The organism is Micromonospora sp. CA-111912, from assembly GCF_050948415.1.
GTDB lineage: Bacteria > Actinomycetota > Actinomycetes > Mycobacteriales > Micromonosporaceae > Micromonospora.
In genome coordinates, this window is the sequence record NZ_CP192007.1 from 6,265,334 (window position 1) to 6,280,368 (window position 15,035).

Consider the following 15,035-nt stretch of genomic DNA (forward strand, 5'->3'; position numbering starts at 1 on the left):
GCCCTACCATTCTGCGACCAGTCCTACCATTCCGACCGCCTTCGGGAATGCCGACGGACGGGGACGGCCCGGGTACGACGAGGGGCGGGGCCGGCGTGCTGCCTGCCGGACCCCGCCCCGCCGGGTTCAGCCGCGGGTGATCACCTCGTTGTCCCGGAGGCTCTCCGTCCGCTGCTTCACGAGGGTGCGCAGCCGGTCCGCGTCGGTGTCCACGGCCGTCGCGTCGGCCCCGTCCACCGTCTTGAGGACCGTGGTGATCGCGTCGAGCGAGCCGGCGGCCCGCCCGTCGGCGTACACCTGCTGGTAGAGCGCGCGGTACGCGTCCTCGTAGACGCCCTTGAAGGCGTCGCTGGCCAGGAAGCGCTCCTTGAGCTTGTGGCCCGGCATCATGCCGCCCGGCCGGCCGCGCTCGGCGGTTCCGCCCTCCCGCCCGGCGTCTGCGCCGCCCGGCGGCTGGACGCCATCGGGGAGCCCCACCCCACCGGGCGGCCCGGCCCCCTCAGGAGCCTGCGTGCCCTCAGGAGCCTGCGCCCCCTCAGGAGCCTGTGCGCCCTCAGGAGCCTGCGCGCCCTCGGGCATCCGCATCCCGCCCGGCATGCCGGGGCTGCCGCTGTCGTGCGGCCCCTGGGCGGCGTCGCCGCTGAAGGTGAGGTTGTGGTCCCAACTGATCACGCTGAACTTCTTCGTCTCCAGGTCGTACCAGAGGTAGTAGTTCTTCCCCGGTCCGGCCATGTCGTCGAAGTTGAGCAGCAGGTTCTGAAGTGCGACGTAGCGGGCGAACGACTCGACGTCGACCCGGTCGGCGAGCTGGGTGTCGAACTCCTCGTCGCTCGCCGAGTTCACCCACTTGATCAGGTTGATCACGGGTTGCAGGTCCTGGCTGCCCTGCATGGTGATCTGCTTGAAGTCGTCCTGGTAGTCGGTCTGGTCGTCACCCTGGTCGGTGAAGCTGCTGCTGGCCAGGGACTTGTAGAGCACCCCCGTGCCGTCCATCTGGTCGGCGAAGTGCTCGTCGGGGTGCTCGACCAGCAGCCGGGCCGTGGTCGGCCGGCCGTTCACCGTGAACGAGGAGTACGCGTACCGCTGGGCCGCCTCGCCGACGCCGGCGAGCAGGGACAGCGACAGCGCCTCGTTCAGCACGGTGGAGCCGCCGCCCATGCCGGAAACCCGGACGGCCACCTCGCGGTGCCCCTGGTACCGGCGGCCGTCGACGAACTCGTCGAAGCTGATCAGCCAGGGCAACGTCTCCGGCTCCTCGGCCTTCAGCGAGGTCCGGGCCATCCCCCCGCCGGGAAACCCACCCCGACCCGGCTGCTGCTGGCCCTGGCCCGGCTGGCCCTGGCCCGGCTGCTGGCCGACACCCGGGGCGGGGCGTCCGCCGCCGCCGGGGACGGCACCCCCGCCGGGGACGGCACCCCCGCCCTGTCGCGGCTTGCTCTCACCCTTCCAGGTCAGCGCGCTCAGCGTCGAGTTGCCCTTGAGCCGGATGCCGACGCTGGGGATCGTGGTGCCGTCGACGGTCAGGTCCGCCTCGACGTACTCCTTCTCCCCCTCCTTCCAGTAGGTGTCGAGCATCCGCTCGTAATCGGCGTCCCGGAAGGTGAGCCGGATCGAGTGGGCGGTGGTCGCGGCGAAGAGGTCCGTCGTGCCGGCGATGTCCGCGGTCACCGCGTCCGCCCCGGTGTCGCTGGCGCTGGTGACGTACGGGCGGATCCGCGCCGTGCCCAGCACCAGGGTCAGGACGGCGACGAACGCCACGCAGGTGGTCAGCAGCTTCCAGTTCTGCCGCACCCGCACCGGCAGGCGTCGCCGCAGGGCGCGGGGCAGCAGGGACCGGGTGCGCAGCGGCTCGGACATCACAGGTCCGTCTGGTCGTAGCCGGTCAGCACCGTCACCCGCTGGCCGGAGGTCCGCTCGCCGAGCGCCGAGATCAGTTCGCCCGGCTCGCTGCCCTTCTTGAGCCGGACCGTGTACATCAGTTCGGTGAGCGCGCCGGCCCGGATCGTCTCCAGGCTGACCAGCTCGAACTCCGTGGTGTAGCGGACCAGCACGTCCTGGATGTCGGCGGTGTGGTTGCCGCCGGCCGGGACCTGGACCTTGACCACCTGCCGCTGCACGTTCAGGGCGAACCAGTTGAACCGGTGCATCACCACGATGATCAGGCTGATCGCGACGGCGGCGACGACGGCCAGGGTGTAGAACCGGGTGCCGCAGGCCATCCCGACGCCCATCACCAGGAAGATGAACCCGACGTCCCGGGTCTCCTTGATCGCGTTGCGGAACCGCACCACCGACAGCGCCCCGACCAGGGCGAACGCCCGCGCGATGTTGGAGCCCACCACCAGCATGATCAGCGAGATCAGCATGCCGAGGATGATCAACGTCTGCACGTACGACTGGCTGTACGACACGTTGCGGTGGGTGGCCCGGTAGACCCAGCCGATCATGGCGCTCAACAGGAACGACAGCGACAACACGATGGCGATGTCGCCGACGCTGAACGTGCCGGACAGGTCCTGGAAGGTGATGTCCATCGGTGCTCAGGCCTCACTTCTCTTGGGGGTGACCGCCGCCAGGCCGGCGGCGGGGTCGTCGTCCTGGACGTGGAAGACCGAACGCGGCGCCCGACCGAACGCCTCGACGCTCTGGCAGTACTTGGAGACCCGCACCACCTGAAGCTCGGCGCGGGCGGCGAGGTCGGTGAGCCAGTACGGGACCCGCTCGTTGGCCTTGATCTCGACGATCGACAGCCCGGCCGGGACGATGAGCCGGTTCTCGGCGTCGGCCCCGAGGTGGAAGTCGCGGTCCCGGCCCCGGATCCGGTGGTCGAGGGTGACCCGCAGCCCGAGGTCGGCATCCTGGCCGACGAACGCCTCGCGCTGGTAGCCGGTCATCGCCACCGGGCGCAGATCGAGGCCGGCGACGAGTTCGAGCACCTCCTCGACGAACGCCCGCTGGGCGGGGTCGTGCTCGACCGCCACCCGCTCGTCGCAGAGCCGCCGGGCCAGCCGGTACGGCAGGGCGATCCGGCGCTTCTGGGTGACCCGGTTGACCCGCTGCTTGATCTCGACGTACACGGTGGTGTCGTCGTCGATGGTGGAGCGGTCGCCGTAGTGGCGTACCCGCAGCTTGCGGCGGAACCGCAGCCCCTCGATCTTCTCCCAGTAGAACCGCAGGTCGGTGGTGTCGTAGTAGACGCTCCACACCCCGTACCCGCCGTCGTCGCCGTGGCTGTCCGGGGCGAGCCGGCCGGCCAGTTCGCGCCGGAGCGCGGCCACCCTCGTGGTCGCGACCAGGTACTTGATCTCGTACCGGTTGAAGGCGTGCAGTTTGCTCGGCGCCCGCAGGGCGTGGCCCGCGTGGTCCGGTCCGGCCGTCGAGGGGCCGGGATCCGGTGCCGGGTCGCCTCGGTGGTCAGCAGCCGGGTCTGGGGGACGGGCTCGGCGGTTGAACCGTAGACGCATGGACACGCTTCCTCCGGTCGGGTTCCTCGGGTTGACGGAACGGCTGGAGGCCAAGGAAAGCGAACGGTCATGGAAACGGCGTATGAACAAGCTGTGGATGAGCTTTGGACCGCAGGTGAACGGCAGCGGAGAAACGCCGCCCCGCCCGCCTCGCGCCGCCCGTGGCCGACGACGCCTCGGCGCTTCGCCGGAGCCGCCGGCCGACCGGTCCCGGCAACTCCATCCCCGGTAGGGGGAATGGCGCTCTCGACCGATCGCCGGTCGACTGAGAAACTGTGTGCCGGCCAGTAGTGGGGGATGCGATGAGTAACGGGTGGGTGCTGCCCGAAGACGTGCTGCGGGACGCTCCGGCGTACACGCCGCGGCCCGGGGAACTGGCCGATCTGCAGTTGCTGCTGACCGGGGCGTACGCGCCGCTCGCTGGCTTCATGACCAGGGCTGACCTGGTCGGCGTCGGCCGGCGGGGTCGGCTCGCCGACGGCACGCCCTGGCAGGTGCCGGTGACCCTCCAGGTGCCCGCGGCGCTCGCCGACGGCCTGGACCCGGCCGACCCGCAGCGCCGGGCGCTGGTGCTGACCGACGGCGAGGGCGCCCCGATCGCCGCGCTGGAGGTCACCGACGTCTGGCCGGCCCGGGACGGCGTCGCCGGAATCGGCGGCCCGGTACGGCGGCTCGGCGACGGCGGCCACGGCCCGTTCCAGCGGCTGCGGCGCAGCCCGGAGGAGATCCGGGCGCTGCTGCCCCCGGGCCGGGTGCTCGGCGTCCTCGCCGACCGGCCCCTGCACCGCCCGCAGCTCGCCCAGATCGCCCACGCGGTCCGCACCCTGGGGGCGCACCTGCTGGTGATGATTCCGGTGGGCGAGGGAACGACCAACGGGCTGCCCTCCGAGGCGCTGGTCCGGGCGGTCTTCGCCGCCCGGGACCGGATGCCCCCGGCGACCCTGGTCGCGGTGCCGCTGTCCCGCCGCCGCGACGAGATCAGCGACGCGCTGCTCCAGGCCCGGGTGGCCGCCGCGTACGGGGTGACCCACCTGCTCTCCACCGGCGAGATGCTCTCCGGCGCCGGCCTGCGGGTGCTGGTCCCCCGCGATCTGGCCTACGACAACCGGGACGGACAGTGGCGCTGGCGGGAGGACATCCCGCCGCGCAACCGGCGGCTGGCGCTCAGCCAGGCGGAGCTCGAAGACCTGCTCGACCGGGGTTTCCCGCTGCCGGAGTGGCACACCCCCCCGGCGGTGGCCAAGGAACTCGCCCGGGCCCGCCCGGCCCGGCGGCACCGGGGGCTCGTGGTCTTCCTGACCGGCTTCTCCGGCTCCGGCAAGTCGACCATCGCCCGGGGCCTGACGGACGTGCTGCGCGAGGGCGGGGACCGGACGGTGACCCTGCTCGACGGCGACGTGGTGCGTCGGGAACTCTCCGCCGGGCTGACCTTCAGCAAGGCGGACCGGGATCTCAACATCCGGCGGATCGGCTGGGTGGCGGCCGAGATCGCCCGGCACCGTGGCGTCGGCGTCTGCTGCCCGATCGCCCCGTACGCGGCGGCGCGGGCGACCGCCCGGGAGATGGCCCACGCAGCCGGGGCGGGCTTCGTGCTGGTGCACGTGGCGACCCCGATCGAGGTCTGCGAGCAGCGCGACCGCAAGGGCCTGTACGCCCGGGCCCGAGCCGGCCTGCTCACCGGGATGACCGGCATCGACGACCCGTACGAGGTGCCGGCGGACGCCGACGTGGTGGTCGACACCACCGACCTGTCGATCGACGAGGCGGTGCACGCGGTGATGCATCACCTGACCGAGACCGGGTGGGTGGAGCCCCGCCTCCAGTCCACCTGACGCCGGCCGCGCCGACGAGAAGAGGAAACGGCGGAGTGAAGCGTACGGCGATCGAGCTGGCCGACGGTCGGGAGCTGATCTACTTCGACGAGCGGGACGACGCGGTCCGCGACCAGCCGGACCGGCGGGAACTGCCGCCGCCCCCGCCCGCGTCCCAGCTCCGGTACGACCCGCTGACCGACGAGTGGGTGACCGTCGCCGTGCACCGGCAGACCCGCACCTTCCTGCCCCCGGCCGACGAGTGCCCGCTCTGCCCGTCCCGGGGCGACCAGCTCAGCGAGATCCCGGCGCCGGACTACGACGTCGCCGTGTTCGAGAACCGGTTCCCGTCGCTGAGCCAGCGGATCGCCGAGGAACCTGCGGAGATCACCCCTTTCACCCCGGTCCGGCCCGGCCAGGGGCGGTGCGAGGTGGTGTGCTTCACCGACGACCACAACGCGTCGTTCGCCGGCCTCCCGCCGCACCGGGTCCGCACCGTGCTGGACGCCCTCGCCGACCGCACGGCGGCGCTGGCCGAGCTGCCCGGGGTGGAGCAGGTGTTCTGCTTCGAGAACCGGGGCGTGGAGATCGGGGTGACCCTGCACCACCCGCACGGCCAGATCTACGCGTACCCGTTCGTCACGCCACGCACCCGGGCGATGCTCGGCGCGGCCCGTCGGCACGCCGGGCGCACCGGCGGCGGCAACCTCTACGCCGACGTCCTCGCCGCCGAGCGCGCCGCCGGGACGCGCGTGGTCACGAGCAACGAGCACTGGACGGCGTACGTGCCGGCGGCGGCCCGATGGCCGTTCGAGGTGCACGTCGCCCCGCACCGGCCGGTGCCGGACATCCCCGCCCTGACCGACGAGGAGCGGGACGCCTTCGGCCCGCTCCACCTGGACGTGCTGCGCCGCTTCGACGGGCTGTTCGACCTGCCGATGCCCTACATCGCCGCCTGGCACCAGGCCCCGGTACGGATCGACCGCGAGCTGGGGCACCTGCACCTTGAGCTGTTCAGCATCCGGCGTGCCGCGGACAAGCTGAAGTACCTGGCCGGCTCGGAGTCGGGCATGGGGGTGTTCATCAACGACATCGCCCCGGAACGCGCCGCCGAGCTGCTCCGCGCCGCCTGACCCGGAGATCCGGCAGGGATACAGGGCGCGGGGGGCCCGGAACGGGCCCCCCGCAGGGAAGGGACGGCTGGCTGTGTGCGACAGCCGGGAAGGCTGGCTTATCGGCACTCGCGCCGCGAGGCGACCCGCGGTCAACCTTCCTGGACGCGACTGGCACCACGTCCACCAGACTCAACGAGCAATCTCACGCACGGTGACGGCAGACGCACAGGGAAGGCCACCGCCTGGACACCCCCGAGGCCGGACATGACGGAGCCCGCCGGCACGGGGCCGGCGGGCTCGGTCGGTGACGCACTCCCCGCGCGGGGACGGACCGACGGTCAGGCGGCGAGCCGACGCGCCAGGTTCTCGTCCAGCGCGTTCATGAACTCGTCGGTGGTCAGCCACGGGGCGTCCCGCGAGATGAGCAGCGAGAGGTCCTTGGTCATCTGGCCGCCCTCGACGGTGTCGACGATGACCTGCTCCAGGGTGTTGGCGAACTCGGTGACCGCCGGGGTGCCGTCCAGCTTGCCCCGGTGGGCCAGGCCCCGGGTCCAGGCGTAGATGGAGGCGATCGGGTTGGTCGAGGTCTTCTCGCCCTTCTGGTACTGCCGGTAGTGCCGGGTGACGGTGCCGTGCGCAGCCTCCGCCTCGACGGTGCGGCCGTCCGGGGAGAGCAGCACCGAGGTCATCAGGCCGAGCGAGCCGAAGCCCTGCGCGACGGTGTCGGACTGCACGTCACCGTCGTAGTTCTTGCAGGCCCAGACGTAACCGCCCTCCCACTTGAGGGCGGCGGCGACCATGTCGTCGATCAGCCGGTGCTCGTAGGTGATGCCGGCGGCCGCGAACTCCGACTTGAACTCGTTCTCGAACACCTCGGCGAAGAGGTCCTTGAAGCGGCCGTCGTACGCCTTGAGGATGGTGTTCTTGGTCGACAGGTAGACCGGGTAGTTGCGGTCCAGGCCGTACCGGAACGAGGCGCGGGCGAAGTCCCGGATCGACTCGTCGTAGTTGTACATGCCCATGGCGATGCCGCCGCCGGGGAAGTTGGCGACCTCCATCTCCACGGGCGCGGAGCCGTCGGCCGGGGTGTAGGTGATGGTCACCGTGCCCGGGCCGGGGACGACGAAGTCGGTGGCCTTGTACTGGTCACCGTGGGCGTGCCGGCCGATGATGATCGGCTTGGTCCAGCCCGGGACCAGCCGCGGCACGTTGGACATGATGATCGGCTCGCGGAAGACGACGCCGCCGAGGATGTTGCGGATGGTGCCGTTCGGCGAGCGCCACATCTTCTTCAGGCCGAACTCCTCCACCCGGGCCTCGTCCGGGGTGATGGTGGCGCACTTGACGCCGACGCCGTGCTCCTTGATGGCGTTGGCGGCGTCGATCGTGACCTGGTCGTCGGTCTCGTCGCGGTGCTGGATCGAGAGGTCGTAGTAGTGCAGGTCGACGTCGAGGTAGGGCAGGATCAGCTGCTCCCGGATCTGCTTCCAGATGATCCGGGTCATCTCGTCGCCGTCGATCTCCACGACCGGGTTGTTTACCTTGATCTTCGCCATCGACCGGCGCTCCTCTCAGGGGACACGTGCTCAAGCAGTACGAGCGTACTGGAAACTGGCCGGCAGTCCCCAGCCGGCCTCGGTGGGCCGGTGAAAATGGGGTGCACGACACGGGAGATCGCTGGCACCATCACCGGATGCCGCCGCGCCGCACCCTCGGGTCTATCACGGTCACCGCGCTGGCCGACGGGGAGGGCCCGTTCTTCCAGCCCCGCGAGGAGGCGTTCCCGAGCGCCACGGCCGAGCACTGGCGCGCGGCCGACGAGCGGGACCCGGCCGCGGTCACCGACGACGGGCGGTGGTGGCTGCAGTTCCGCTGCTTCGCCCTGCGCGCCGGGGACGGCCCGGTCACCCTGGTCGACGCCGGCATCGGCCCGGCCGGCTCCCCCGCCGCGAGCTGGGCCCCGGTGCCGGGGCGGCTACCGGCCGAGCTGGCCGCCGCCGGCATCGACCCCGCCGACGTCCGCACGGTGGTGCTGACCCATTTGCACACCGATCACGTCGGCTGGGCTGTCACCGGCACGGCCGGCACGCCTTGGTTCGGCAACGCCGACTACCTGGTGCAACGTGCCGAGCTGGACGCCCTGGGGTCGGTCAATCCGGGGCTGGGCGCCGGGCTGATCGCGCCGTTGCGCGCCGCCGGCCAGCTCCGGGTCCTCGACGGCGACACCCCACTGACCCCGGGGGTACGCGTGCTGAGCACGCCGGGGCACACCCCCGGTCACCAGTCGATGCTGGTGGACGCGGGCGACGAGCGGCTGCTGGTCACCGGCGACCTGCTGGTGCACGCGGTCCAGCTCGTCGACCCCGGCCTGGCTTACGCCCACGACGAGCAGCCGGCCACGGCCCGCGACAGCCGCACGGCCCTGCTGCACACCCTGCTCGCGCACCCCCCAGCCACCCTGGCCACCCCGCACCTGGGCGAGCCCTTCCTGGCGCTGCCCCACCGACAGCGTTGATCAAGAAGTTTCCGCGTGCCGCGAACTTCTTGATCAACAGGGAAAGGGGCTCCGGGTGGGTTACATGTCAGTTATGTCGGACTGTTTGGTGCGGACGGCTTCGGCGGCGGACTTGAGGCTGGCCAGTTCGTCGGGGTCCAGGTCGGTCTCGACGATTCGCCGGACGCCCCCGGCACCGATCTCGGCCTCGACGCCGAGGTAGACGCCGGAGATGCCGTACTCGCCATCGACCCAGGCGCAGACCGGCATCACCTCCCCGGAGTCCTCCGCGACGGCCCTGGCCATCCGGGCGGCGGCGGCCGACGGGGCGTAGTACGCCGAGCCGGTCTTCAGCAGCGCGACCACCTCGGCACCGCCGTTGCGGGTCTTGACGACCAACTCCTCGATCTGCTCGGCCGGCATCGCCTCGCGCAGCGGCCTGCCGTCGACGGTGCTCCTCGACGGGACCGGCACCATGGTGTCGCCGTGTGAGCCGAGGGTCAGGGTCTGCACCGACCGGACCGGCACGGCCAGGGCCTCGGCGACGAAGTTGGTGAACCGGGCGGAGTCGAGCATGCCGGCCTGGCCGAGCACCCGGTTCTTCGGGAACCCGGTGGCGAGCTGGGCCAGCGCGGTCATCTCGTCCAGCGGGTTGGACACGACGATGACCACGGCGTCCGGGGCGTGCCGGGCCACGTTCTCGGCGACCTGGCGGACGATCTTGGCGTTGGTCTCCAGGAGGTCCATCCGGCTCATGCCCGGCTTGCGCGGCAGGCCGGCGGTGACCACCACTACGTCCGAGCCCGCGATGGCCTCGTACCCCTCGCCGTCCGGGCCGGTGGTGACGCCGACGACCGTGGTCTCGAAGCCCTCGACGGGACGCGACTGGTTGAGGTCCAGGGCGAGGCCGGCCGGCTTGCCCTCCACGATGTCGGTGATCACCACGGTGTCGAAGACGTCGTACTCGGCCAGGCGCTGCGCGGTGGTCGAGCCGTAGAAGCCCGCCCCGACGACAGTGACCTTCTTACCCATGGTCGTCCCACTCCCTGATACCCGGCGGATTTACCGGCCCGTATCAGTCATCCTGGCACCGATCGGGGCATAACCGGCGAACTTTCGACAGGATGGGTCGAGGCCCCGCCGCCGGCCCCGGCCGGCAACCACAGACCGGACGGCAGCCACGGACCGGACGGTGGGTCAGTTGCCCTCGGCGCGCTCGACGACGTTGGTGAGCAGCATGGCGCGGGTCATCGGGCCGACGCCGCCGGGCATCGGGACCAGTTTCCCGGCCACCTCGGCCACCTCGGGGGCGACGTCGCCGGTGTAGCGGCCCTTGCCGTCCTCGCCGATCACCCGGGTGATGCCGACGTCGACCACCGTCGCGCCGGGGGTGACCATGTCCGCGGTGAGCAGCCCCGGCACCCCGGCCGCGACGATGACGACGTCCGCCCCCCGGGTGTGCGAGGCCAGGTCGAGGGTGCCGGTGTGGCACAGGGTCACCGTGGCGTTCTCGCTGCGCCGGGTGAGCAGCAGGCCGAGCGGGCGACCCACGGTGTTGCCCCGGCCGACGACGGCGACATTGGCGCCGCGCAGCGCCACGTCGTGCCGGCGGAGCAGCTCGACGATGCCGCGCGGGGTGCAGGGCAGCGGGCCGGGGTAGCCGAGGACCAGCCGACCGAGGTTGACCGGATGCAGCCCGTCGGCGTCCTTGTCCGGGTCGATCATCTCCAGCGCGCGCTGGGTGTCGAGGTGACCCGGCAGCGGGAGCTGGACGATGTACCCGTGGCAGGCCGGGTCGGCGTTCAGCTCGGCCAGCGCGTCGTCGACCTGCTGCTGGGTGGCGTCGGCGGGCAGCTCGCGACGAAGCGAGGCGACGCCCACCTCGGCGCAGTCGCGGTGCTTGCCGTTGACGTACGCCTGGGAGCCGGGGTCCGCCCCGACCAGGACGGTGCCCAGTCCCGGGGTGATGCCGCGTTCCGCCAGTGCCTTGACCCGCGTCCGCAGCTCGTCCTTGATCTCCGCCGCGGTCGCCTTGCCGTCCAGGATCGTCGCCGTCACGTTTAGATCGTCTCACGCCCCGGGCACGTCGATCCGGGGACCCGCGCCCGCCGCGACGGGCGGCCGGCCCGACCGGGGGCCGGGTCCACCCCACCACAGTCCGTGACTATCAGCCCACGTGGGCATTGTCACTGATTGTGACGATCTGTGGACCGCGTCACCGGCCGATCCGGGCGTCCGGCCCGCCGGGGCCGCAAACCGGACTCCCGGCGGTCGACGGACGCGGGTCGCGTATTGGTGCCATCTCGGCTCGATCCGCGCCCCCGAGGGCTGCTGAGAGCCCATTTCCCCGACAGGACGTAGCAGGGCGGGCGGCTGCGGGCAAGGCCGGAGACCCCGCTCCGTCACCGGTTCGCCACGGCCTCGTTGCCGATCACCACTCCCGCGACCTACCGTTACCGATCGTTGCGCAGCGTTACCCAGCGCCGGGCCTGACCGCGCAGCGTAATGGAGATGAGGAGACCGAATGCGTGTTCGTAGGCTTGCCGCCTGGACCGCCCTCCCGCTCGCGGTGACCCTGGGCCTGGTGGCCTGCGGCTCGGGCGGCGACGGCGGATCCGGCGAGAGCGACCCCAACGCGGCCGTGCGGATCGAGATCGCCGAGCCGCAGCACCTGGTGCCGACCAACACCAACGAGACCAGCGGCTCGCAGGTGCTCAGCGCCCTGTTCAGCCCGCTCGTCGACTACGACGAGGCGAACAAGCCGTACGAGGTGGCCGCCGAGTCCGTGACGTCGTCGGACAACAAGGTCTGGACGGTCAAGCTCAAGGACGGCTACACCTTCCACAACGGCGAGAAGGTCACGGCCGAGAACTACATCGACGCCTGGAACCACGGCGCGTACGCCCCCAACGGGCAGAACTCCAGCTACTTCTTCGAGAAGATCGCCGGCTACGACGCCCTCCAGGGCGAGCAGCCGAAGGCGAAGACGCTGACCGGTCTGGAGAAGGTCGACGACCTGACCTTCACCGTGACGCTGGCCCAGCCGTACAGCGAGTTCCGGACGATGCTCGGCTACACGGCGTTCTACCCGCTGCCGAAGGCCGCGTTCTCCGCCCCCGGCGTGCTCGCCGAGGGGTACGAGCAGTCCCCGATCGGCCAGGGCCCGTTCCGGATGAAGGGCTCGTGGCAGCACGACGCCAAGGTCGAGGTGGAGAAGTACGACGCCTTCCCCGGCCAGCAGCCGAAGGTGGCCGGCGTCGAGTTCCGGATCTACCAGCAGCCGACCGCCGCGTACGCGGACGTGCTGTCGGACAACCTCGACGTGATCAAGACGATCCCGACCGAGAACCTGTCGACCGCCGGCACCGACCTCGGCGACCGGTTCAAGCAGAGCCCGGCTTCGTCGCTCCAGGTGCTGGCCTTCCCGACGTTCCAGGAGGAGTTCAGCAAGCCCGAGGTGCGCAAGGCGATCTCCATGGCGATCGACCGGGACGAGATCACCAGGTCGATCTTCAAGGACTCGCAGCAGCCGGCCCGCTCGTTCGTCTCGCCGGTCGTCGCGGGCTACCGGGAGGACACCATCGGCGCCGCCGGCGAGTTCGACCCGGCCAAGGCCAAGGCGGCGTACGAGGCCGCGGGCGGCCCGAAGAAGATCGAGCTGTCGTACAACGGCGACGGCGGGCACAAGGACTGGATCGACGCGACCTGCAACCAGCTCAAGGCCAACCTGGGCGTGGATTGCGTGGGCAACGCCGAGCCGAAGTTCGCGGACCTGCTGACCAAGGTCAAGGCCAAGCAGCCGGTCGGCCTGTTCCGGATGGGCTGGGTCATGGACTACCCGTCGATGGAGAACTACCTGGGCCCGCTGTACAGCACCAACGGTTCGTCGAACTACTACGGCTACAGCAACCCCGAGTTCGACAAGCTGCTCGCCGAGGGCGCCACGGCCGCGAACGAGGAGGAGGCGGTCAAGAAGTACCAGGCCGCGGAGGACCTGCTGGCCGAGGACATGCCGGTGATCCCGCTCCGGTACGGCCAGAACAACTTCGGCCACTCGACCAAGGTCACGAACGTGGAGATGGACCTCTTCGACCGCATCGACCTGCTGAAGATCGAAGCCATCAAGTAGCTCCCCCCGGGAAGACGGGTCGGGTCACCGCGAGGTGACCCGACCCGCCACCGCTTTGCCCCTTTTCAGGAAGACTGCTCAGTATGCTCCGCTTCATTCTGCGGCGACTGCTCCAGATGGTCCTCGCCTTCTTCGGGACCACGCTGATCGTCTACGCGCTGATGTTCGCCGGTCAGGGCGACCCGATCCAGGCGCTCGCGGGGGAACGCCCGGTCACTGCCGCCCAGCGGGCATACCTGACGGAGAAGTTCCACCTCGACCGGACCGGTGTCGGCGGCTTCTTCTACCGCTACTTCGACTACCTGAAGAACCTGCTCCAGGGCGATCTGGGACAGTCGCTGACCGGCCGGCAGATCGGCGACATCCTCGCCGCCGCCTGGCCGGTCACCGTCAAGCTCGCCCTGATCGCCATGGCGGTGACGATCGTTTTCGGGGTCACCGCCGGGGTGATCGCCGGCATCCGGCGGGGCAGCGTCTTCGACAACGCGACGCTGGTGCTCACCCTGTTGGTGCTCGGCATCCCCACGATCGTGCTGGCCCCGCTCGCCCAGTACCTCCTCGGCGTCAAGTGGCAGCTCTTCCCGGCCACCGCCGGCGCCGATCCCGACCTGTACGCGCTGCTGCTGCCCGGCATCGTCCTCGGCTCGCTGTCGCTGGCCACCGCGCTGCGGCTGACCCGGACCTCGGTCGCGGAGAACCTGCGCGCCGACTACGTCCGCACCGCCCGGTCGAAAGGCCTGGTCAAGCGGCGGATCGTGGGCGTGCACGTGCTGCGCAACTCGCTCATCCCGGTGATCACCTTCCTCGGCGTCGAGCTGGGCAACCTGATGAGCGGCGCGATCATCACCGAGGGCGTGTTCAACATCCCCGGCGTCGGGTTCAACCTGTTCCGCGGCATCCGCACCGAGGACGGCCCGCTGGTGGTGGGCATCGTCAGCGTGCTCGTCGTGGTCTACCTCGTCTCCAACCTGGTGGTGGACGTCCTGTACGCCGTACTCGATCCGAGGATCCGCTATGAGTGAAGCAGCGTGCGCGAGTGAGCGCGGCGAGGTGGCGGCATGAGCGACTTCGAGACCGTGGCGGCCACCGAGAACCAGGCCGCACGACGGGGGCCGTCGGGCGAGCCCGGGGCACCCAACCAGGTCGGCGTGCCGCGGAAGCCGCGCAGCCTGGCCGGCGACGCCTGGCGGGACCTGCGCCGCAAACCGATCTTCTGGATCAGCCTGTTCCTGGTCGTCCTGATCGCCGCGATGGCGGTCGTCCCGGCGCTGTTCACCGCCAACGACCCGCGCGACTGCGTGCTCTCCCGCCAGCACGCCGGGCCGTCCGGCGGGGCCATCTTCGGGTACGACTTCCAGGGCTGCGACACGTACGCCCGGGCGGTCTACGGCGCACGCGCGTCGCTGCTGGTCGGCGCGCTCTCGGCGCTGTTCACCGGGCTGATCGCGGTGGTCGTCGGGATGCTCGCCGGGTACTTCGGCCGGTGGGTCGACGCGGTGCTCTCCCGGGTGATCGACATCGTGCTCGGCATTCCGCTGCTGCTCGCCGCGATCGTGCTGCTCAAGCGGGTGAGCGCCAGCAGCGACAACGTCCGGCTGCTCGCGGTGATCTTCGTGCTGGCGGTGCTCGGCTGGACCACGGCGGCCCGGGTGATCCGCTCCTCGGTGATCACCGCCAAGGAGCAGGACTACGTCGCCGCCGCCCGGATGCTCGGTGCCGGCAACGGCCGGATCATGTGGCGGCACATCCTGCCGAACGCGCTCGCCCCGGCGATCGTGGTGCTCACCATCGCGCTCGGCTCGTTCATCTCCGCCGAGGCGACGCTGAGCTTCCTCGGCATCGGCCTCAAGGCGCCGACCATCTCCTGGGGCATCGACATCGACGCCGGCCGGGTGCACATGCGGGAGTCCGCCACCCCGCTGGTGGTGCCCTCGACCTTCCTCGCGCTGACCGTGCTGGCCTTCATCATGCTCGGCGACGCGATCCGTGACGCCTTCGACCCGAAGCTGCGGTGATCCCCTC

At 71.0% G+C, this 15,035-nt stretch carries 12 protein-coding genes; 6 read left to right on the plus strand and 6 right to left on the minus strand.

All coding sequences use genetic code 11. The annotated features are described in order from the left end of the window. Nucleotides 1–126: 126 nt before the first annotated feature. From ACQPZO_RS26360 to ACQPZO_RS26370, 3 genes are read right to left on the minus strand one after another with little or no spacing between them, the layout of a single operon-like run. A complete protein-coding gene (locus tag ACQPZO_RS26360) occupies nt 127–1,857 on the minus strand; it encodes a CotH kinase family protein (RefSeq protein WP_433344622.1) in 1,731 nt (576 codons plus the stop codon). Further along, nucleotides 1,857–2,534, minus strand: coding sequence for a DUF4956 domain-containing protein (locus tag ACQPZO_RS26365; protein ID WP_433344623.1), 678 nt, complete (start codon nt 2,532–2,534; stop codon nt 1,857–1,859). The genes ACQPZO_RS26360 and ACQPZO_RS26365 overlap by 1 nt, the downstream gene beginning before the upstream one ends. 6 nt (nt 2,535–2,540) lie before the next feature. After that, a complete protein-coding gene (locus ACQPZO_RS26370) occupies nt 2,541–3,464 on the minus strand; it encodes a polyphosphate polymerase domain-containing protein (protein WP_433344624.1) in 924 nt (307 codons plus the stop codon). A 302-nt stretch (nt 3,465–3,766) separates the two neighbouring features. On the opposite strand from ACQPZO_RS26370, the gene cysC reads away from it, so the two are divergent. Then, nucleotides 3,767–5,296 (plus strand): adenylyl-sulfate kinase, encoded by a 1,530-nt coding sequence (gene cysC, locus ACQPZO_RS26375; protein WP_433344625.1) that lies wholly within the window; start codon nt 3,767–3,769, stop codon nt 5,294–5,296. Nucleotides 5,297–5,331: 35 nt separating this feature from the next. Beyond that, nucleotides 5,332–6,408 carry a galactose-1-phosphate uridylyltransferase gene (gene galT / locus ACQPZO_RS26380; protein WP_433344626.1) on the plus strand — a complete coding sequence of 359 codons (1,077 nt, stop codon included), beginning with the start codon at nt 5,332–5,334 and terminating at the stop codon, nt 6,406–6,408. A 320-nt stretch (nt 6,409–6,728) separates the two neighbouring features. On the opposite strand, the gene ACQPZO_RS26385 is transcribed toward galT, so the two are convergent. Continuing rightward, nucleotides 6,729–7,946: an NADP-dependent isocitrate dehydrogenase gene (locus tag ACQPZO_RS26385; RefSeq protein WP_396670245.1), complete on the minus strand. Its 1,218-nt coding sequence runs from the start codon at nt 7,944–7,946 to the stop codon at nt 6,729–6,731. A 137-nt stretch (nt 7,947–8,083) separates the two neighbouring features. On the opposite strand from ACQPZO_RS26385, the gene ACQPZO_RS26390 reads away from it, so the two are divergent. Continuing rightward, on the plus strand, nt 8,084–8,905 hold the full coding sequence (locus tag ACQPZO_RS26390; RefSeq protein WP_433344627.1) for an MBL fold metallo-hydrolase: 822 nt from the start codon (nt 8,084–8,086) through the stop codon (nt 8,903–8,905). Nucleotides 8,906–8,965: 60 nt separating this feature from the next. On the opposite strand, the gene mdh is transcribed toward ACQPZO_RS26390, so the two are convergent. Both mdh and ACQPZO_RS26400 read right to left on the minus strand, forming a co-directional pair. Further along, entirely contained in the window at nt 8,966–9,916 is a 951-nt protein-coding gene (gene mdh / locus ACQPZO_RS26395) for a malate dehydrogenase (RefSeq protein WP_433344628.1), read from the minus strand. Nucleotides 9,917–10,081: 165 nt separating this feature from the next. Next, on the minus strand, nt 10,082–10,942 hold the full coding sequence (locus ACQPZO_RS26400; RefSeq protein ID WP_433344629.1) for a bifunctional methylenetetrahydrofolate dehydrogenase/methenyltetrahydrofolate cyclohydrolase: 861 nt from the start codon (nt 10,940–10,942) through the stop codon (nt 10,082–10,084). 466 nt (nt 10,943–11,408) lie between these two features. Here ACQPZO_RS26400 and ACQPZO_RS26405 point away from each other — a divergent pair, with 466 nt between their 5' ends. The 3 genes from ACQPZO_RS26405 to ACQPZO_RS26415 all read left to right on the plus strand — a co-directional run bounded on the left by ACQPZO_RS26405 (nt 11,409) and on the right by ACQPZO_RS26415 (nt 15,028). Then, on the plus strand, nt 11,409–13,013 hold the full coding sequence (locus tag ACQPZO_RS26405) for a peptide ABC transporter substrate-binding protein (RefSeq protein ID WP_433344630.1): 1,605 nt from the start codon (nt 11,409–11,411) through the stop codon (nt 13,011–13,013). 83 nt (nt 13,014–13,096) lie between these two features. Further along, nucleotides 13,097–14,035, plus strand: coding sequence for an ABC transporter permease (locus ACQPZO_RS26410; RefSeq protein ID WP_350881764.1), 939 nt, complete (start codon nt 13,097–13,099; stop codon nt 14,033–14,035). Between the two features lie 36 nt (nt 14,036–14,071). Further along, nucleotides 14,072–15,028 (plus strand): ABC transporter permease, encoded by a 957-nt coding sequence (locus tag ACQPZO_RS26415; RefSeq protein WP_387015239.1) that lies wholly within the window; start codon nt 14,072–14,074, stop codon nt 15,026–15,028. Nucleotides 15,029–15,035: the final 7 nt, after the last annotated feature.